The organism is Maribacter sp. 4U21 (genome assembly GCF_002742365.1).
GTDB lineage: Bacteria > Bacteroidota > Bacteroidia > Flavobacteriales > Flavobacteriaceae > Maribacter.
The window spans coordinates 107,975-125,323 of the sequence record NZ_MDGN01000058.1 but is presented as its reverse complement, the minus strand read 5'-3'; the positions used below and the strand labels follow the sequence as shown (position 1 = coordinate 125,323).

The following is a 17,349-nucleotide window of genomic DNA, read 5'->3' as shown; positions in this document are numbered from 1 at the left end:
TACAAAATTTTTATTTTCCCGTGATGTGCAACAGCGTAAAGTTTTTGTCTATATGCAAACTCTGTTCGCCATTTGGTTTTACCGATTTTAAGGAAACCTCTTCATTATCCACCTCAATTTTGGCTATTTTAAATGGGAGGCCATGAAAATTAAATTTCAACGTTTCATATTCCGTAACAAAACTACCATCTTTAAACTGCTGCACGGTCACGGATTTTTCTTTTCCCGTAAATTTAAAATTACGGAAGGAATATCTTCCTTTTTTATAATCATATCCGTCAGCGGCGTCTTCATACACCTCGGAGGTCTCAACACCCAATTTATAATAGGTATCTAAAATAAGTTCCTCTATCTTTATTTCGCCTACGTACTGCTGTACGGGATATTTAGGGATGATGGCTCCGTCTTTGATATAGATAGGCACCTTATCCAGATCTGCCGTAACCCAACTTTCTTTGCCACCTTCAACGAGTTCGTCGGTCCAAAAATCATACCATTTACCTCTTGGTATGTACATTCTTCTTCCCTTGGCATTCGGTTCTTGGATAGGACAAACCAGTATTTGTTCTCCAAATATAAATTCATCTGTCCTAAAATGGGTCTGAGCATCTTCCTGATCAAAAAGTACCAAGGGCTGTAGCATTGGTTTCTGTTCCTTACTGTATTTATAGAACATGGTATACAAGTAAGGTAATAGTTGGTATCTTATCTCTATAAACTTTCTTACGATGTCCGTAATCTCGGTACCAAAGGACCAAGGCTCTTGATCACCGTGATCACCACTAGAATGTACCCTACAGAAAGGATGAAAAATACCAAGTTGTACCCATCTGGCAAACAGCTCACCGTTCGGTTGTTCGGCAAAGCCACCAATATCGGAACCTACAAACGAATAACCGCTCATGCACATACGCTGCATCTGCACATTGGCAATCCACAAATGTTCCCAAGTTGCAACATTATCCCCGGTCCAGGTCGAGGAATAGCGCTGTGTGCCGGAAAAAGCTGCTCTCGTAATTACAAAGGGCCTCTTAGGATATACATATTTCTTAACTCCTTCGTAGGTAGCCCTAACCATCTGCATTCCGTAAATATTATGAGCCTTTCTATGTGTACAGGGATGACCATCGTAATCGTGCCTTGTATCTAAAGGTGCGGTTTTTGTTGGTACTTCCATTACGGCTGGTTCGTTCATATCGTTCCAAACGGCATGCACACCTAAATCCGACATAAATTCCTTATACAATTCTGCCCACCATTCCCGAACTTCAGGATTGGTAAAATCGGGGAAATTACATTCTCCGGGCCATACTTTGCCGCGCATTAGAGGACCATCTCCCCTACTACAGAAATATCCTTTTTCCAATGCTTCTTTGTAAACCCAATACTCCTTATCTATTTTAATACCCGGGTCTATCATTACAACGGTTTTAAAACCGTCTTCTTCCAACTCACCGATCATTCTTTTCGGATCTGGAAACAATTTTTTATCCCAGGTAAAACATCGAAATCCATCCATATAATCAATATCCAAATAGATGGCATCACAGGGAATATTAAGGTCCCTAAATTGCTTTGTAATTTCCTTCACATTACTTTCCGGGTAATAGCTCCATTTAGATTGATGATATCCCAAAGCCCACATTGGAGGTAGTTCCGGAGTACCCGTTAAATTTGAATATGCCGCCACCACTTTAGACATTTCCGGACCGTAAAAGAAGTAATAGTTCAGCTCGCCACCATCGGCCCAAAAACTAGTCGTATTTCTCCTTTCATGGGCAAAATCAAAATGGGTCTTAAACGTATTATCAAAATATATTCCATACGCACGCCCTTTATGAAGCCCCACGTAAAAAGGTATAGCCTTATATAATGGGTCTTGGTCTTTGCCATAGGCATATTGGTCGGTTACCCAATTGTGTAAGCGCTTTCCCTTAAGATTACTATGTGTTGCCTTATCTCCCAATCCATAAAAACTCTCACCGGTCTGGGTAATTTTACTCATCTTAACGGTATTACCGCCATACTCATAGTTTTCTTCCCAGTGGAAACCTATTTCATCTTCGTTGATGATATTTCCGTCTAAATCAGATATTTGGGTTCGTAAGGATTTTTTATCAACTAGAACATGAACTCTAGCGGTTTTAACGATATATTCCGTATCATTCTCCTCTACTTCAAGACTGCTATAACCCAGCGTAGCTTCAGGATCTATAGCGTATGAGAAGTCTGGTTCAAAAACGTAATTGGTAGCGTACCTAAAACGTATTAAACTTCCCCGCAAAATAGTTACTTGTAAAATAACCCCATTATCCGTGGTAAAGTAAAGTTTGTCGGTATCTTGTTTAAAATCAACTATATGGTTAGGGTAAAGATTACCCTTATATTCTAATTCTGTATTTGTAATCATTGATTAATTATTTTAAATCAATAGCAAAAGAAGCACAATAACACGGAAGCACGAAATATTATCCGAGCAATTACAAACTATAACGATTTAGGAAAAGAAAGTTACTTTATAATGACGATTCCTAACGGGGGAATGGTTATTTCTGTGGATTTCTTATACCCGTGCCAAGCCTTTGTTGACGTTTTGATAGTGGTATTGACATTCCCGGCACCTCCGTACACTTTAGCGTCGCTATTAAGAATTTCCTTTAGCTTCCCTTTTTTGTGTATTCCTATTCTATAATTTTCTCTAAGGACAGGAGTAAAATTGCAGGCAATAATAAGATCGTTTTTTTCATCATGTCCTTTTCTTATATAGGTCAGTACAGAATTCTCATGATCTCCATAATCGATCCATTGAAAACCTTCCGGGCTAAACTGCTTTTCGTAAAGCGCGGGATAATTTTTATATGTAGCGTTTAAATCCTTAACAAATTGTTGCACACCAGAATGTCCGTCATATTGTAGCAAATGCCAATCTAAACTTTGTTGAAAATTCCATTCTGCCGTTTGTCCGAATTCGCCGCCCATAAACATAATGTTAGTGCCAGGATGCGTGAACATGTAGCCAAAGAGTAGCCTTAAATTGGCGAACCGCTGCCATTCGTCACCGGGCATCCTATACACCAAAGATTGCTTTCCGTACACTACCTCATCATGTGAAAAAGGCAGCATAAAGTTCTCCGTAAAGGCATACGTCATACTAAAAGTCAAATCGTTCTGATGGTGTTTTCTGTATATCGGTTCTTTTTTGAAGTATTCTAGCGTATCGTGCATCCAACCCATCATCCATTTCATTCCAAAACCTAGACCTCCTAAGTTTACCGGTTTGGAAACTCCGGTGAAGGCCGTTGATTCTTCTGCAATGGTCTGTACTCCATCAAAACTGGAATATATTTCTTGGTTGAGCTCCCTAATAAAGGACATGGCTTCCAAGTTTTCATTATTCCCGTACATATTAGCTTCCCATTCGCCTTCTTCCCTAGAGTAATCTAAATAAAGCATAGAGGCCACGGCATCTACACGTAATCCGTCTACATGAAATTGTTCTAACCAAAAAAGTGCATTACTTATCAAAAATGCCCTTACCTCGTTCCTTCCGTAATTAAATATCAAACTTTTCCAATCTGGGTGATACCCTCTTCTCCTATCCGGATGTTCATATAAGTTAGAACCGTCAAAAAACCCAAGTCCATGGGCATCTTCGGGAAAATGTGATGGAACCCAGTCTAGGATTACACCAATATCATTTTGATGAAAAGCATCTACCAATAATTTAAAATCCTCTGGAGTTCCAAATCTAGAAGTAGGCGCAAAATATCCGGTTAGCTGATATCCCCAAGAAGGATCGTACGGATATTCCATTATTGGCATGAACTCAACATGGGTATAACCCATTTCTTTAACGTAACCAACCAAATCCTTGGCCAGCTCCTTATAGGTTAAAAAATCTCCATCTTTGTTTCTTTTCCAAGAACCTAAATGCACTTCATAAACGGAGTAAGGTCTATCCAATCCGTTTTTTTCCTTTCGATAACCCATCCAGGCCTTATCCTTCCATTTATAATCGGAATTCCAAATAACGGATGCCGTTTTAGGCGGATGTTCACATTGTCTTGCAAAAGGGTCTGCTTTTTCTGTCCAAATATCATTGTTGTTGGACTGTATCTTATATTTATAAATATCCCCGGAACCTACAGCGGGGATAAAACCTTCCCATATGCCACTGGAATCCCAACGCACATTCAATTGATGTGTAGTTGCATCCCAAAAATTAAAATCCCCAACAACGGATACCGATTTGGCGGAAGGGGCCCAGACCGCAAAATAAGTACCTTCTACACCGTCTACTTTTGTAGGATGTGAACCTAGTTTATCATAAAGACGATAATGCTTTCCTCCCTTAAAGAGGTCAATATCAAAATCCGTGAACAAAGAATGGACAATAACTTTAGACATGTGTATATTAATTTTGCGGTAAATCTAATCAACTTTAAATTAAGGAGTAGAATTTAGTAGTTTTACTTGATTACATCCAATTAAATATCTCAATTTATTTTTCAAATTACGAAAATGGAACGCTTTTTGAAAACACTCAGGTTATTAAGGAAATAGTAAACCAAAAAAATCAATACATCATGAAAAAATTAAGTTTAGTACTAGGTTGTTTATTCGCTTTATTATTCATCACCTGTGAAGGCCCACAAGGACCTCCAGGGTTTGATGGTTTTGACGGATTGGATGGAAGAGATGGGATTGATGGACAGGACGGAGTAAATATTTTAGGAAAGGTAATTGACATTGAAGGTACTTTTTCAGAAGAAAATGATTATGGATTATTGTTCGAGTTCCCTCAGACCATTGAAGTTTTTGAAACGGATGTTGTCCTGGTCTATTTGCTCTGGGACCAGACAGAAGACTCCAACGGAGAGGCCGTGGACATCTGGAGATTGCTACCACAGACCAGAATATTAGACCAAGGATTGTTACAGTATAATTATGATCACACCTTTTTAGACGTAAATATTTTCTTGGAATCAGATTTTGATTTAGGTACGCTACAATCTGGTGATACGGACAATCAAGTATTCAGAATAGCGGTATTACCAGCGGAGACGGCTCAAGGAAGTAAACTAGATTTATCTAACGTATATAACGTAATGGGACGTTTAAGTGTTGAAGAACAGAATATTCAGCTTATTAAGTTAAACTAACAAAATCATGTTTCAGTCATGGAAAGCCTCATTATTTATTGAGGCTTTTTTATGCCAAAAAATAGCGTCTTTATAGAAAACTTAACAGTAGTATCCTTTTAAGTAACTTAAATTTGAAAGGAATTGATAAAAGAAAAGACGAAGTAAAAAAATATAATTATGAAATTGAATGCCTTGATCATTTTACTAATATTTGCCGCTAGCTGCAAAGGTGTTTCCCAGGAGAAGGGAGAAATGGCAAAAAATGAAAGCCAGGACGTCAAAGAATTTGCCGTTCAGAAAACCGAAGCGGAATGGAAAAAAGAACTCACCGATGCACAATTCTATGTGCTAAGAAAAGCGGCCACAGAAAACCCCTTCACTAGTGACCTCCTAGACAATAAAAAAGAAGGCGTATATGTTTGTGCAGGCTGTGATACGCCATTATTCAAAAGTGCCACAAAATTTGATTCCGGTACGGGATGGCCCAGTTTTTATGAGGAAATTGAAGGTAATGTAGCCTACGACGTAGATTATAAAATAGGCTATAAGAGAACGGAAGAGCATTGTGCTACTTGCGGCGGACACCTAGGTCATGTTTTTGAGGATGGTCCTGCACCCACGGGCGAAAGGCACTGTATCAACGGGGTTGCACTTAAATTCGTTCCGGAAAGCTAAGAATACCGCCTGTAATGAAATTTGCCCAAAACTATATCGAAAGAGCTCGTTTTGAATTTGAGCGCTACAAAACATTGGGCGACAGAACTTTTGAACACATTTCAGAAGACGATTTACAATGGGCTTACGCAGCTACCGATAACTCCATTGCTGTAATCGTAAAGCACATGGTAGGTAATATGCGCAGCAGATGGACAAATTTTCTGACCGAAGATGGTGAGAAAAAATGGCGTTTTCGCAAAAAAGAATTTACCCTCCCTCCTGTATCCAAATCAGAGACCATTGTCCTTTGGAACAGTGGTTGGGATTGTCTTTTCCACGCGCTTGATTTAGTAAGCGAATCCAATTTCAATCAGAAGATCAAGATTAGGAATGAAGAACATACGTTGGTAGAAGCTATTAACAGACAGCTTGCACATTATGCAAACCATGTAGGGCAAATTGTGCTCTTAGGAAAGATGCGAAAAGGAAAAGACTGGATTTCCCTGTCTATACCAAAGGGCGGATCGGTTTCTTTTAACAAAGAAAAGTTTGGTTCAGATTTAAATGAGTGAAAATCACAAAATCCTTAGTTTTAATTTCAAATAGGATAATTGTCCTTCAGGTTTGGTTTTGTATTTTTGCAGCGCTTTCAAAAAGAATCGCTTTAAACATTTAAAATTAAAAATATGAGCACTTTCGATGTTATTGTTTTAGGTAGTGGCCCAGGTGGCTATGTTACTGCTATTAGAGCTTCTCAACTAGGTCTTAAAACAGCAATTATAGAAAAGGAAAACCTTGGTGGAGTTTGTTTAAACTGGGGTTGTATCCCAACTAAAGCTTTATTGAAGTCAGCTCAGGTTTTTGAATATCTTCAACATGCCGGTGATTATGGACTTATGGCCGAAGGTGTTGATAAGGATTTTGATGCCGTGGTGAAAAGAAGTAGAAATGTGGCCGATGGCATGAGCAAAGGCGTGCAATTCTTAATGAAGAAGAACAAAATCGAGGTTATTAATGGGTTCGGCCGCCTAATGCCTGGAAAAAAGGTGGTGGTTAAAGGAGAGCACGGAGAACCTGCGGAATACTCTGCGGATCACATCATAGTAGCTACAGGAGCCCGTAGTAGGGAATTACCGAGCTTACCACAGGACGGAAAAAAAATAATTGGTTACCGGGAGGCAATGACCTTGGCCAGCCAACCTAAGAAAATGATCGTTGTGGGTAGTGGTGCCATAGGTATAGAGTTCGCCTATTTCTATAACGCCATGGGTACCGAGGTTACCGTGGTAGAATACCTTCCGAATATTGTCCCCGTAGAAGACGAGGACATCTCCAAACAATTGGAACGTAGCTTCAAGAAATCAGGGGTTAAAATTATGACGTCTGCGGAAGTTACTTCGGTAGATATTTCGGGTGAAGGTGTGAAAGCCACCGTAAAGACTGCTAAAGGAGAACAAGTATTGGAAGCTGATATTGTACTGTCCGCAGTGGGTATCAAAACAAACATTGAAAATATAGGATTAGAGGATATAGGTATCGCTACCGATAGGGATAAGATCAAAGTAAACGATTTCTACCAGACCAATATACCGGGATACTATGCCATTGGTGACGTTACCCCTGGACAGGCCTTAGCCCACGTTGCCTCGGCCGAAGGTATACTTTGTGTTGAAAAAATAGCAGGGATGCATGTGGAAGCCCTAGATTATGGAAACATACCTGGATGTACCTATTGCACACCTGAAATCGCCTCTGTCGGACTCACAGAAAAACAAGCAAAAGAACAAGGATTGGATATCAAGGTTGGTAAATTTCCCTTTTCGGCTAGTGGAAAGGCCAAGGCCGCCGGAACTTCTGACGGTTTTGTGAAAGTAATTTTCGATGCCAAATACGGAGAATGGCTTGGGTGCCATATGATCGGTGCTGGTGTTACCGATATGATTGCCGAAGCGGTTGTAGCCCGTAAGTTGGAAACGACCGGTCATGAGGTTTTAAAGGCCGTACACCCACATCCTACGATGAGTGAGGCCGTGATGGAGGCAGTGGCAGATGCCTATGACGAGGTAATACATCTATAATTTATGAAGCCGAAAATTAGGAACATCCATTGAGACGGGATGCGGACGATTCTAACAAGAACGATTTCAAATTAACCGTTCTTGGCCTAATTTTTTCGATATTCATATTTATTTTATTCGCATACTATGCTATTAAAAGCTTTTAGAGCCACGGCCATTTTAGAAGGTATCTCATATCTAGCCCTTTTTGGGGTAACCATGCCCTTGAAATATTGGGCAGAAATTCCTGGACCCAATAAGGTAGTCGGCTATGCGCACGGAGTTTTATTTATTGCCTTCATAGCGCTAGCCCTTCTCGTCTGTTTTAACAAAAAATGGGGGATAAAACGCTTCATTATTTTCGGAATAGCTTCACTGTTACCTTTTGCGACGTTCTACGTGGAAGAAAAATATTTAAGAGAAGAATAGCCGTTATTCGGTTTCCTTAAACTTGTAAATTTGTCCATCGAAACTACAGACATAGATTTCTTTGGCATTATCCGTACCGAAAGAAGAGATATTTAAACCAGATTCTACCAAAAGCTGATTACTAGGACTGCCGCTTAGATTACTGTCCAAAGCCCATATGCGCCCTGAGATAAAATCGCCATAAATATAATATCCTTTCAAAGTACTAACCTCATCTCCTCTATACACATAGCCGCCTGTTATTGACCTGTCATTGGCATTGTGGTTGTATTCAAAAACAGGTGCAATCGTATTAGCACCATCACAAGTGTCCGAGCCAAAACAGGAAGTACCCTCTAGAATGTTCCAACCATAATTACCGCCTTTTTCTATGATATTTATCTCTTCCATTTCTCCTTGACCCACATCGCCGGTCCATATACTTTCGGTTTGTTCGTCAAAACTAAAGCGCCATGGATTACGAAGACCGTAGGCATAAATCTCCACTCTTGCATTATTCATATTCACAAATGGATTGTCCGAGGGAATGCTGTAGTTAGCGTCCGACCCCGGGACGTCTACATCAATTCTTAAAATTGCACCTAGCAGGTTCTCTAAATTTTGAGCGTTACCTTGGGGGTCACCTCCTCCTCCACCATCACCCGAAGCAATATATAAATAACCATCCGGACCAAAGGCTAATTGCCCTCCGTTATGGTTTGTTTCTGGTTGAGGAATCCGTAATAAAATTGTTTCGCTAGCTACGTCCGCGATATCTTCGGAAGCACCGGAAACTTGAAACCTTGAGACCAATGCCATATCTTCTGTTGGCGTGTAGGTCACGTAAAAGAAGCCGTTAGAGCTGTAATTGGGATGAAATGCAAAATCAAGAAGACCCAGTTCACCGGTACTAACAGTTCAGTTTTCTAAATCTAAAAAGGTAGCGCTTACCTGCGTAGTTTCATCATTTGGAAATACCTTGATACTTCCTCCTCGTTCGGCTACAAAAATACGATTGGTACCGTCATCCGGGCTTTGGAGGTCCAAAGGTCTCGAAAATTCTAAATTGGGGAACGCGTTTACCAAACTCACGGCGCCCTCGGAAAGTGGAACAAGTTTATTGTCCTCGTCCTTGCTATAGGAAAATAGGACCAATAAAGCAAATGAGATGGGTGCAATAATCCTTTTCATAGCTATAGGCTTTCTTTATTAACGTAGAAATAGTCCTGTTTGGATGTATTTCAAAAACCAACCATTGAATAAGCGTAGGGCTATAAAAAACTTTGTATGGCTAAATTATAGCTCTGAAGACCAAAGCCAAGAATTACTCCTTTTGCACCAGAAGAAATATACGAAACATGTCTGAAGTCCTCTCTTTTATGGGTATTGGAAATATGCACCTCAACGACGGGCGTCTCTATAGCTTTTACCGCATCGCCTATACCTACAGAGGTGTGGGTGTAAGATGCTGCGTTTAAAACAATACCGTCATAGAAAAAACCTGTCTCCTGTAGTTTGGAAATTAGCTCTCCTTCTATGTTAGATTGAAAATATTCTAGTTGTACCTCCTTGAACTTAAATTGAAGCTCGGCAAAATAGTCTTCAAAGGTTTTATCCCCATAAACTTCTGGTTCACGTTTGCCCAAGAGGTTTAGATTGGGCCCGTTAATGATGATTATTTTCATATAAATCGCTTCTGTGATTATCTAGAAATAGAACAAACGCTTCAATCTTATTGCCAAAGACCTATAAAGCATATCTTGTCATCAAAAATACTAAATAATTATACTAGAGAAAGCGACAGTAGCAAGCTTGTGCTTTTAGAATAGAATGAGAAACCCTAACAGTACTGTGGAGAAGTTAGCATCTCCATTAACGGCAAAGTAGGACACATTTATTTCGGTGGAACCTCCACTTACATCTACGCCCATACTTGGCCTATAGTAAAAGCCGCCATCATTACCTTCATTGAGGCCAATAGCGTATCCCACGTCTGCACCTATCTTAAAACCGGAAGTAGGATAAATGCGTAAGGATGCGGCAACCGGAATGAACTGTGCATTGTCAAATTCAGTTTGGACGGTTACACCACCAACCGAAGAAGATTCCTTTTCTCCAAAGGCATTGGAAAAACCCGTGGCGATTCCTAAGTCCAGTTCTTTTGACACACCCCAATGTTGATAAATATCTACACCTAATGTAAGACTGTAAGCTTCGGAAAAATCACCCACCACGAGTCCGGCGTTGACGCCAGCCCTAAAATTAGTTCTATCGATTTGCGCTTCAGCTGAAAAAGAAGCAACCAAGAAACAGATGGCTATATAAAATGTTTTCATTTGATTTTATAGGATTGATTGTCATGTAAACATAACACCTTAATCACGGTCTGATAATAAAAGTTGTAATCGTCATGAATTTCGTTGTAAAACACTCATTTTATGAAGAAAACAGAATTAGAATACTGGTAAATGACCTCCAAGAATGATTAAAAAGTTAACATTTATCCCGAAGCAAACATCAGAACATTTTAAATCTGGATTATCGAGTATAACATCAAAAAGAATTACTAATATGCCCACAAAGTGAAACCCTAATTTAGCGTCGTAGCTATAATACCTGGTGAGGAAACCTTACGTCCTGTTTTACAACAAAGCTCATTCCGTTATGGGTTACTGATATAGCAACCACTGAATAGTATAAAACCTTAACAAATAATCATCTTTTTATTTCGAATGTTGTCTTCAGATGTAAGCGTTATGATATAAATCTTTATTATTCAGAGGCTTTGCATTTGTAATTTTCGACCTATCTTTCCTAAATAGTCAAATTTTCAGAAAACAACTATTGGTCAATGAATTGGGAACATGCCCTAATAGACTTTAAATCCTACCTTAAAATAGAAAGAGGGTTAGCGGATAACTCAATAAAAAACTATGTTTGGGATATAGAGAAATTAGTAAAATTTCTTGAGACCAATCAGTTAAAAGATTCTCCCTTGGACATTCATAAAGACACGGTAGAGCGCTTTGTTTATGAAATTGCTAAAGAGGTTAATCCCAGGTCCCAAGCGCGTATTATTTCTGGACTTAAAAGTTTCTTCAACTATTTGGTCTTTGAGGATTACCGGGACAACAATCCCTTAGACCTTATAGAGTCTCCAAAAATTGGACGTAAGCTTCCAGATACGATTTCAGAAAATGAAATAAACCAACTCATTGCCGCCATTGATTTAAGTAAGAAAGAAGGAGAACGAAACCGAGCAATGTTAGAAACATTGTACGGCTGTGGCCTACGTGTTTCGGAACTAATCGGACTCAAAATTTCCGACCTTTATTTTGAAGAAGACTTTATCAAAGTTACCGGCAAAGGCAATAAACAAAGGTTTGTGCCCATAAGCAACATCAATAAAAAATATATCAATATTTACAAAGACGAGGTTCGTATTCACCTAAAAATCCAAGAGGGTTTTCAAGATATTCTTTTTCTGAACAGAAGAGGTAAACAGCTTACACGTGCCATGGTCTTTACCATAGTCAAGGATTTGGCTGAGCACATAGGGCTTCGCAAAAATATAAGTCCACATACCTTTAGACACTCCTTTGCGACGCATTTATTGGAAAATGGGGCAGACCTTAGGTCTATACAACAAATGTTAGGACACGAAAGTATTACTACAACGGAGGTATATATGCATGTTGATAGGAGTCACTTAGCTGAAGTGATGAATAAATTTCATCCTAGAAAATAGCCTTCAAAATTTGATTTTACCCCCTAGCGTATAAACTTGCGGCATTGGAATATCGCGTTCACCAAAAACACCCATAGGAGAATTGTTTACCTGAATATTTGATCCACCTTCGATCACAAAACTTTTGTTTACCTCATAGCCCAGTCCATTAATGAGTCCTACTCTTGGTGGTGGTTGTTTTAAATGAGGATATTTATTTATCTCCGCTTCTATTTCTAGTCCTGAGTACAGGTATAATCTCTTGTTCAAATACTGTTTAAACCGAAAATTGGAGCGTAAACGATTTGTAGTTCATAGGTATCGTAAAAGGTTCTTAGTTCTGCGCTGGTCTTATCGGAGAGCCTATACCTTACCAAAAAAAAGCTATGCTCTTCATCATCTAAAAATAAGGGATACGAAAAAGTAGAGAGTGTCAATTGCGGTTCAGCATCTGATATTGCCGAAGCGTTCTCTCGGTTTTGCGAGAAGCCATATTGTAAAATGACAAACAAACAGAGAAAAGAATGTATTTTCCGCATAAGCCCTTTTTAGAAGTTCAACCCCTTTAAAGCTATTCTAAAAAATAAAACGACTCTCCATCTTTATGAATCATTTAACGAGATTATACTGTATTTAACATTCATAAGAAAACAACTCCATCGTTATAGTGTCGCTTATCCTTTTTGATTCTCTTTTTTTAATAACCAAAACAATATATTTATAAAAAAATTGGCCGAATTGAAAGAGCATTTAGAAAGATTGTGGTGGAAAGAAGGTATCGTTTATCAAATCTACCCTAGAAGTTTTCAGGATACTACAGGTAACGGAATAGGTGATTTACAGGGTATAATTAAGCGTTTGGATTATATAAAAAGCCTGGGGGTGACCATCATTTGGCTCAACCCGGTATACAACTCACCAAACGATGATAACGGTTACGACATAAGTGACTACAGGAGTATTATGTCCGAGTTTGGAACCATGGAAGATTTTGACCGGCTTCTTGAAGAAATGAAGCAAAGAGGTCTAAAACTCGTCATGGACCTTGTGGTTAACCATAGTAGCGATGAACACCAATGGTTTGTTGAATCTCGCAAGTCCAGGGATAATCCTTTCAGGGATTATTACCATTGGTGGCCAGCCGAAAAAGGCATACCGCCAAAAAGGTGGAGTTATTTTGATGTGGAGGGCAATGCATGGAAATATGACGAGACCACCAATGCATACTACCTGCATTACTTTTCCGAGAAGCAACCCGATTTAAAGTGGGAGAATCCAAAACTTAGGGAAAAAATATACAATGCCATGCGTTTTTGGTTCGAGAAAGGCGTAGATGGTTTCCGTATGGATGTAATATCCTTTATTTCCAAAGACACGAACTACCCAGAGCTTCCACAGGAATATGAGGGGAACTTTGTCCCTTTTTATGCCAACGGACCAAAGTTACACGAATACCTCAATGAAATGAACAACGAAGTACTTTCTAAATATGATGTGATGACGGTTGGAGAAGCTCCAGGGGTTACCTTAAAGAACGCATTGGACTTTGTAGACGAAGACCGAAAGGAACTGAACATGTTTTTCCATTTTGATTTGATGTCCCTAGACCGCGATGGAGACGAAGTTTTCATGATGCGAAAAGATAAATGGAAACTTACGGAGTTTAAAAAAATACATACCGATTGGGATGCTGTTTTTTCTGAAAAAGGCTGGGGTAGTATGTATCTTAACAATCACGATTTTCCCAGAAGTGTAAGTAGATGGGGAGACGATTCCAAGACACATTGGTACAACTCCGCAACCATGCTTCAAACGTTTTTATTGACCATGAGGGGCACTCCCTATTTTTATTATGGAGAAGAAATAGGTATGACGAATATTAGATTTCAAAATATTACCGATTATAAGGACATTAATACCCTGAACAGATATGAAAGCGTTAAGAATGAAGGTGGAGATGTAGCCGCTTTTATCGAAAATGAAAAAGATGCCAGTAGAGATAATGCTAGAACCCCCATGCAATGGGACACCTCTAAAAATGCCGGATTTTCAGAAGAAAAACCATGGATCAAGGTAAACGATAACTATGCGGACGGTATCAATGTAGCATCACAGGAAAATGATAGGGGCTCGGTTTTGAACTATTTCCGTAAAATGGTTCAAATCAGGAAAGATCATTTAGCCCTCATCTATGGGAGTTATGAACTCCTTTTACCGGATAATGAACGGGTTTATGCCTACACGAGAACTTTAGAAGAAAACAAATATTTAATTCTTCTTAGTTTTTCAAGGGAACGGGAAATACTAACTTTAGAGCAGTTCAAGGGTCAGAATGCAAAATTACTCTTGGCAAACGATGATGCCGTAGTACATGTAAAAGACGGCGTATTTAAAGTACGTCCTTATCATGCCATGCTGTATACAATTGACTAATCTTTGAATTGACTATAATTTCTTTTAAAAGGCCTAATGATCAGTCTTGCTTCACGGTCAAATCGCACATAATTATACACCCAATTTACAAAGACCACTACCCTATTTCTAAAGCCTATCAAGAAAAATAGGTGTACGAACATCCAAACGAACCAGGCAAAAACCCCTTGGAATTTAAGGTTTTTCAAGTCTACCACCGCTTTGTTCCTACCTACTGTTGCCATACTGCCTTTATCCAGATAGGAAAAGGGTTTCAGGGATTTTCCATCTATTAAACGCACCAGGTTTTCACCAAGATGCTTTCCTTGCTGTATGGCCGGTTGTGCCATCATAGGATGCCCTCTTGGATAATCCTCACTTTGCATGCAGGCAATATCACCAATGGCAAATATCTCGGGGTATCCTTCTACCTGATTAAATTCGTTCACATTCAATCGGTTACCGCCGGCCAGTAATTCTTTTGCATCTAAACCCTTAATAGTAGCTCCCATTACACCGGCCGCCCAAACAAGGGTTGCCGTGTCAAAGGTTAAATCGGTTTTGGTGGTTACCGTTTTACCATCGTAGCCGGTAACTCTAGTGTTTTTCCAAACTTGCACGCCCAGTTTTTCTAAAAATTGCTCGGATTTTTCAGAAGCATTAGCACTCATGGCATCTAAAAGGCGGTCGCCTCCCTGTACCAAATTGATTTGTGCCCTCCGCGTATCCAAATCAGGATAATCCTTAGGTAAAATTCCTTTTTTTATTTCGGCCAAGGCGCCCGCCAATTCCACACCTGTTGGTCCGCCACCCACAATAACAAAATTCATTAGGGCATCTCGCTCATGGTAATCGTCTGTTAATAGGGCTTGTTCAAAATTTTCGAGAATCAGACTTCTAAGGTTTAAGGATTGCGGAATGGATTTCATAGCCATCGCATTTTTTTCTAACTCTTTGTTCCCGAAGAAATTGGTCTCCGAGCCTGTGGCCACAACCAAATAATCATAACTCACTTCCCCTATGGAAGTACTTAACACCTTCTTTTCTGGCTGTATTTCCTTTACCTCAGCAAGTCTAAAGAAGAAATTATCATAACCGATTAAAACCTTACGCAAAGGATAGGCAATGGAATCCGGTTCCAGACCACCCGTAGAAACTTGATATAATAAAGGCTGAAAAGTGTGATAGTTGTTTTTATCCAGAAGCACTACCTGAACTTCTTTTTTACTTAGTTTTTGAGCTAAGGAAATGCCGCCAAAACCACCTCCCACAATAACGATTCTTGGATAATTGGACTGCGGTATGTTCATAATTTAAATCTTACGTGCAAAATTAAACAAACCTTCTTCCATTGAAAAAAGAATATGGGGTTTTTAGTATATTTAGAAGCTAATTTCAAATACCAACAAAAATGCACAAATCCCTTTATATCTTAGTTTTCTTACTCGTATCCCAGTATAACGTACAGGCTCAAAAAACAACGGATGATGTTTTAAAAAGATTAGATGCCAAAAGCGAGACCTATGCCAACATAGCTCAAGAGATTTGGGGTTTGGCCGAAATGGGTTATCAAGAGGTTAAAAGTTCTGCTTTACTTCAAAAAACACTGGAAGATGAAGGCTTTACCATAAAAACAGGCGTTGCCGGAATACCTACGGCCTTCATTGCGGAATATGGCAGTGGAAGTCCCGTAATCGGTATTATGGGCGAGTACGATGCCTTGCCCGGATTGTCCCAACAAGCAGTAGCCGAAAAAAAATCAGCCGGAAAAGTAGCGGGGCATGCCTGTGGACATCACCTGTTCGGAACGGCCTCTACTGCCGCCGGCATCGCTACCAAGGACTGGCTAAAGGCCAATAAGATGCAAGGGACCATTCGTTTTTATGGAACTCCTGCCGAAGAAGGTGGTTCTGGAAAAGTCTACATGGTACGGGAAGGACTTTTTAATGATGTAGATGTTGCCCTTCATTGGCATCCCGGAGCTCAAAATGCGGCCAGTGCGGGAGCTGCGTTGGCAAACAAATCCGCTAAATTTCGTTTTTACGGTGTATCCGCCCATGCCGCGGCATCTCCAGAAATGGGTCGCTCCTCTTTAGATGGCGTGGAGGCCATGAACATGATGGTGAACATGATGCGAGAGCACATCCCTGAAAAAGCCAGAATTCATTATGTAATAACAGATGGCGGAAAAGCTCCGAACGTGGTTCCAGATTTTGCAGAGGTGTATTACTATGCGCGCCACAATACAAGGGGTGTGGTCATCGAGATTTTTGACCGTATCGTTAAAGCTGCCGAAGGAGCCGCTTTAGGTACAGGTACGACTATGGACTATGAAATGATCGGCGGAACCCATGAACTACTGCCGAACCTGACATTACAAAAATTAATGCACGATAATCTATCCAAAATCGGTGGCATGGAGTACACGCCTGAAGAAAAGATATTTGCGGATAAAATTGCCAAGAGTTTAGGCCAAGACGGTGTTGATAGTGATACTGCTAAAAAGATACAGCCTTATAAAACGGAAGCAAAAGCTTTTGGCTCAACGGATGTGGGAGATGTTAGTTTTGCTGTCCCCACGGTAGGTATGAGCGCCGCTACGTGGGTGCCAGGTACTCCCGCGCATAGCTGGCAGGCCGTTGCGGCGGGCGGAACCTCTATAGGAAACAAAGGTATGATGATAGCGGCAAAAACACTGACACTTACGGCTATTGACCTATTCAAGAACAAACAACTAGTCAGTGAGGCCAGGAAAGAATTCGTTGACCGAAGAGGAACGGATTTTAAATATATTCCTTTGTTGGGTGAACGGTCACCGGCGTTGGACTATAGAAATTAGTAAAGTCTACCGGCTACTGGCTACCGGTTAATGGCTACTGGTTACTGGTTACTGGTTACTGGTTACTGGTTACTGGTTACTGGCTATGTAACAATAAAAACTTGC

Annotated in this window: 17 protein-coding genes; 8 read left to right on the top strand and 9 right to left on the bottom strand. The window is 39.9% G+C overall.

Annotated features, from left to right (window positions below; translation table 11 throughout):
* Positions 1-10 precede the first annotated feature (10 nt).
* Together BFP77_RS12855 and glgB are read right to left on the bottom strand one after the other, a co-directional pair.
* Complete coding sequence (locus tag BFP77_RS12855) at positions 11-2,410, bottom strand: glycoside hydrolase family 31 protein (protein ID WP_099574431.1); 2,400 nt, start codon at positions 2,408-2,410, stop codon at positions 11-13.
* Between the two features lie 101 nt (positions 2,411-2,511).
* Positions 2,512-4,407, bottom strand: coding sequence for a 1,4-alpha-glucan branching protein GlgB (gene glgB, locus BFP77_RS12850; protein WP_099574430.1), 1,896 nt, complete (start codon positions 4,405-4,407; stop codon positions 2,512-2,514).
* A gap of 179 nt (positions 4,408-4,586) precedes the next feature.
* Here glgB and BFP77_RS12845 point away from each other — a divergent pair, with 179 nt between their 5' ends.
* The 5 genes from BFP77_RS12845 to BFP77_RS12825 all read left to right on the top strand — a co-directional run bounded on the left by BFP77_RS12845 (position 4,587) and on the right by BFP77_RS12825 (position 8,287).
* Positions 4,587-5,162 carry a collagen-like protein gene (locus tag BFP77_RS12845; protein ID WP_099574429.1) on the top strand — a complete coding sequence of 192 codons (576 nt, stop codon included), beginning with the start codon at positions 4,587-4,589 and terminating at the stop codon, positions 5,160-5,162.
* Positions 5,163-5,321: 159 nt separating this feature from the next.
* On the top strand, positions 5,322-5,819 hold the full coding sequence (msrB, locus tag BFP77_RS12840; protein ID WP_099574428.1) for a peptide-methionine (R)-S-oxide reductase MsrB: 498 nt from the start codon (positions 5,322-5,324) through the stop codon (positions 5,817-5,819).
* 14 nt (positions 5,820-5,833) lie between these two features.
* A complete protein-coding gene (locus BFP77_RS12835) occupies positions 5,834-6,373 on the top strand; it encodes a DUF1572 family protein (RefSeq protein ID WP_099574427.1) in 540 nt (179 codons plus the stop codon).
* 114 nt (positions 6,374-6,487) lie between these two features.
* Positions 6,488-7,879 carry a dihydrolipoyl dehydrogenase gene (gene lpdA / locus BFP77_RS12830; RefSeq protein WP_099574426.1) on the top strand — a complete coding sequence of 464 codons (1,392 nt, stop codon included), beginning with the start codon at positions 6,488-6,490 and terminating at the stop codon, positions 7,877-7,879.
* Positions 7,880-8,005: 126 nt separating this feature from the next.
* Positions 8,006-8,287 (top strand): DUF3817 domain-containing protein, encoded by a 282-nt coding sequence (locus BFP77_RS12825; RefSeq protein ID WP_099574425.1) that lies wholly within the window; start codon positions 8,006-8,008, stop codon positions 8,285-8,287.
* Positions 8,288-8,290: 3 nt separating this feature from the next.
* On the opposite strand, the gene BFP77_RS12820 is transcribed toward BFP77_RS12825, so the two are convergent.
* From BFP77_RS12820 to BFP77_RS12810, 4 genes are all read right to left on the bottom strand, one after another.
* A complete protein-coding gene (locus BFP77_RS12820; RefSeq protein ID WP_218963474.1) occupies positions 8,291-9,166 on the bottom strand; it encodes a PQQ-dependent sugar dehydrogenase in 876 nt (291 codons plus the stop codon).
* 18 nt (positions 9,167-9,184) lie between these two features.
* Positions 9,185-9,457 (bottom strand): hypothetical protein, encoded by a 273-nt coding sequence (locus tag BFP77_RS17140; protein WP_218963472.1) that lies wholly within the window; start codon positions 9,455-9,457, stop codon positions 9,185-9,187.
* Positions 9,458-9,537: 80 nt separating this feature from the next.
* Positions 9,538-9,951: a type II 3-dehydroquinate dehydratase gene (gene aroQ, locus BFP77_RS12815; RefSeq protein ID WP_099574424.1), complete on the bottom strand. Its 414-nt coding sequence runs from the start codon at positions 9,949-9,951 to the stop codon at positions 9,538-9,540.
* 135 nt (positions 9,952-10,086) lie between these two features.
* Positions 10,087-10,602, bottom strand: a complete 516-nt coding sequence (locus BFP77_RS12810) for a hypothetical protein (protein ID WP_099574423.1) — start codon at positions 10,600-10,602, stop codon at positions 10,087-10,089.
* 515 nt (positions 10,603-11,117) lie between these two features.
* On the opposite strand from BFP77_RS12810, the gene xerD reads away from it, so the two are divergent.
* Positions 11,118-12,014, top strand: a complete 897-nt coding sequence (xerD, locus tag BFP77_RS12805; RefSeq protein WP_099574422.1) for a site-specific tyrosine recombinase XerD — start codon at positions 11,118-11,120, stop codon at positions 12,012-12,014.
* A 3-nt stretch (positions 12,015-12,017) separates the two neighbouring features.
* Here xerD and BFP77_RS12800 read toward each other — a convergent pair whose 3' ends face one another.
* Both BFP77_RS12800 and BFP77_RS12795 read right to left on the bottom strand, forming a co-directional pair.
* A complete protein-coding gene (locus BFP77_RS12800; protein WP_099574421.1) occupies positions 12,018-12,263 on the bottom strand; it encodes a hypothetical protein in 246 nt (81 codons plus the stop codon).
* The gene (locus BFP77_RS12795; RefSeq protein ID WP_099574420.1) at positions 12,260-12,532 is read right to left on the bottom strand and encodes a hypothetical protein; all 273 of its coding nucleotides are present in this window, start codon (positions 12,530-12,532) and stop codon (positions 12,260-12,262) included. Before BFP77_RS12795 ends, BFP77_RS12800 begins: the two co-directional genes overlap by 4 nt.
* Before the next feature lie 199 nt (positions 12,533-12,731).
* On the opposite strand from BFP77_RS12795, the gene BFP77_RS12790 reads away from it, so the two are divergent.
* The gene (locus BFP77_RS12790) at positions 12,732-14,426 is read left to right on the top strand and encodes a glycoside hydrolase family 13 protein (protein ID WP_143751903.1); all 1,695 of its coding nucleotides are present in this window, start codon (positions 12,732-12,734) and stop codon (positions 14,424-14,426) included.
* Here the strand turns inward: BFP77_RS12790 and BFP77_RS12785 are convergent.
* Positions 14,423-15,715 carry an NAD(P)/FAD-dependent oxidoreductase gene (locus BFP77_RS12785; protein ID WP_099574418.1) on the bottom strand — a complete coding sequence of 431 codons (1,293 nt, stop codon included), beginning with the start codon at positions 15,713-15,715 and terminating at the stop codon, positions 14,423-14,425. The two genes, BFP77_RS12790 and BFP77_RS12785, sit on opposite strands and share 4 nt — an antisense overlap.
* 101 nt (positions 15,716-15,816) lie before the next feature.
* On the opposite strand from BFP77_RS12785, the gene BFP77_RS12780 reads away from it, so the two are divergent.
* Complete coding sequence (locus BFP77_RS12780) at positions 15,817-17,244, top strand: amidohydrolase (RefSeq protein WP_099574417.1); 1,428 nt, start codon at positions 15,817-15,819, stop codon at positions 17,242-17,244.
* Positions 17,245-17,349: the final 105 nt, after the last annotated feature.

Excerpts from the sequence above, each read along its gene's own strand:
- BFP77_RS12855 (WP_099574431.1), bottom strand. The coding sequence starts at position 2,410 with ATGATTACAAATACAGAATTAGAATATAAGGGTAATCTTTACCCTAAC.
- glgB (WP_099574430.1), bottom strand. The coding sequence starts at position 4,407 with ATGTCTAAAGTTATTGTCCATTCTTTGTTCACGGATTTTGATATTGAC.
- BFP77_RS12845 (WP_099574429.1), top strand. The coding sequence starts at position 4,587 with ATGAAAAAATTAAGTTTAGTACTAGGTTGTTTATTCGCTTTATTATTC.
- msrB (WP_099574428.1), top strand. The coding sequence starts at position 5,322 with ATGAAATTGAATGCCTTGATCATTTTACTAATATTTGCCGCTAGCTGC.
- BFP77_RS12835 (WP_099574427.1), top strand. The coding sequence starts at position 5,834 with ATGAAATTTGCCCAAAACTATATCGAAAGAGCTCGTTTTGAATTTGAG.
- lpdA (WP_099574426.1), top strand. The coding sequence starts at position 6,488 with ATGAGCACTTTCGATGTTATTGTTTTAGGTAGTGGCCCAGGTGGCTAT.
- BFP77_RS12825 (WP_099574425.1), top strand. The coding sequence starts at position 8,006 with ATGCTATTAAAAGCTTTTAGAGCCACGGCCATTTTAGAAGGTATCTCA.
- BFP77_RS17140 (WP_218963472.1), bottom strand. The coding sequence starts at position 9,457 with ATGAAAAGGATTATTGCACCCATCTCATTTGCTTTATTGGTCCTATTT.
- aroQ (WP_099574424.1), bottom strand. The coding sequence starts at position 9,951 with ATGAAAATAATCATCATTAACGGGCCCAATCTAAACCTCTTGGGCAAA.
- BFP77_RS12810 (WP_099574423.1), bottom strand. The coding sequence starts at position 10,602 with ATGAAAACATTTTATATAGCCATCTGTTTCTTGGTTGCTTCTTTTTCA.
- xerD (WP_099574422.1), top strand. The coding sequence starts at position 11,118 with ATGAATTGGGAACATGCCCTAATAGACTTTAAATCCTACCTTAAAATA.
- BFP77_RS12795 (WP_099574420.1), bottom strand. The coding sequence starts at position 12,532 with ATGCGGAAAATACATTCTTTTCTCTGTTTGTTTGTCATTTTACAATAT.
- BFP77_RS12785 (WP_099574418.1), bottom strand. The coding sequence starts at position 15,715 with ATGAACATACCGCAGTCCAATTATCCAAGAATCGTTATTGTGGGAGGT.
- BFP77_RS12780 (WP_099574417.1), top strand. The coding sequence starts at position 15,817 with ATGCACAAATCCCTTTATATCTTAGTTTTCTTACTCGTATCCCAGTAT.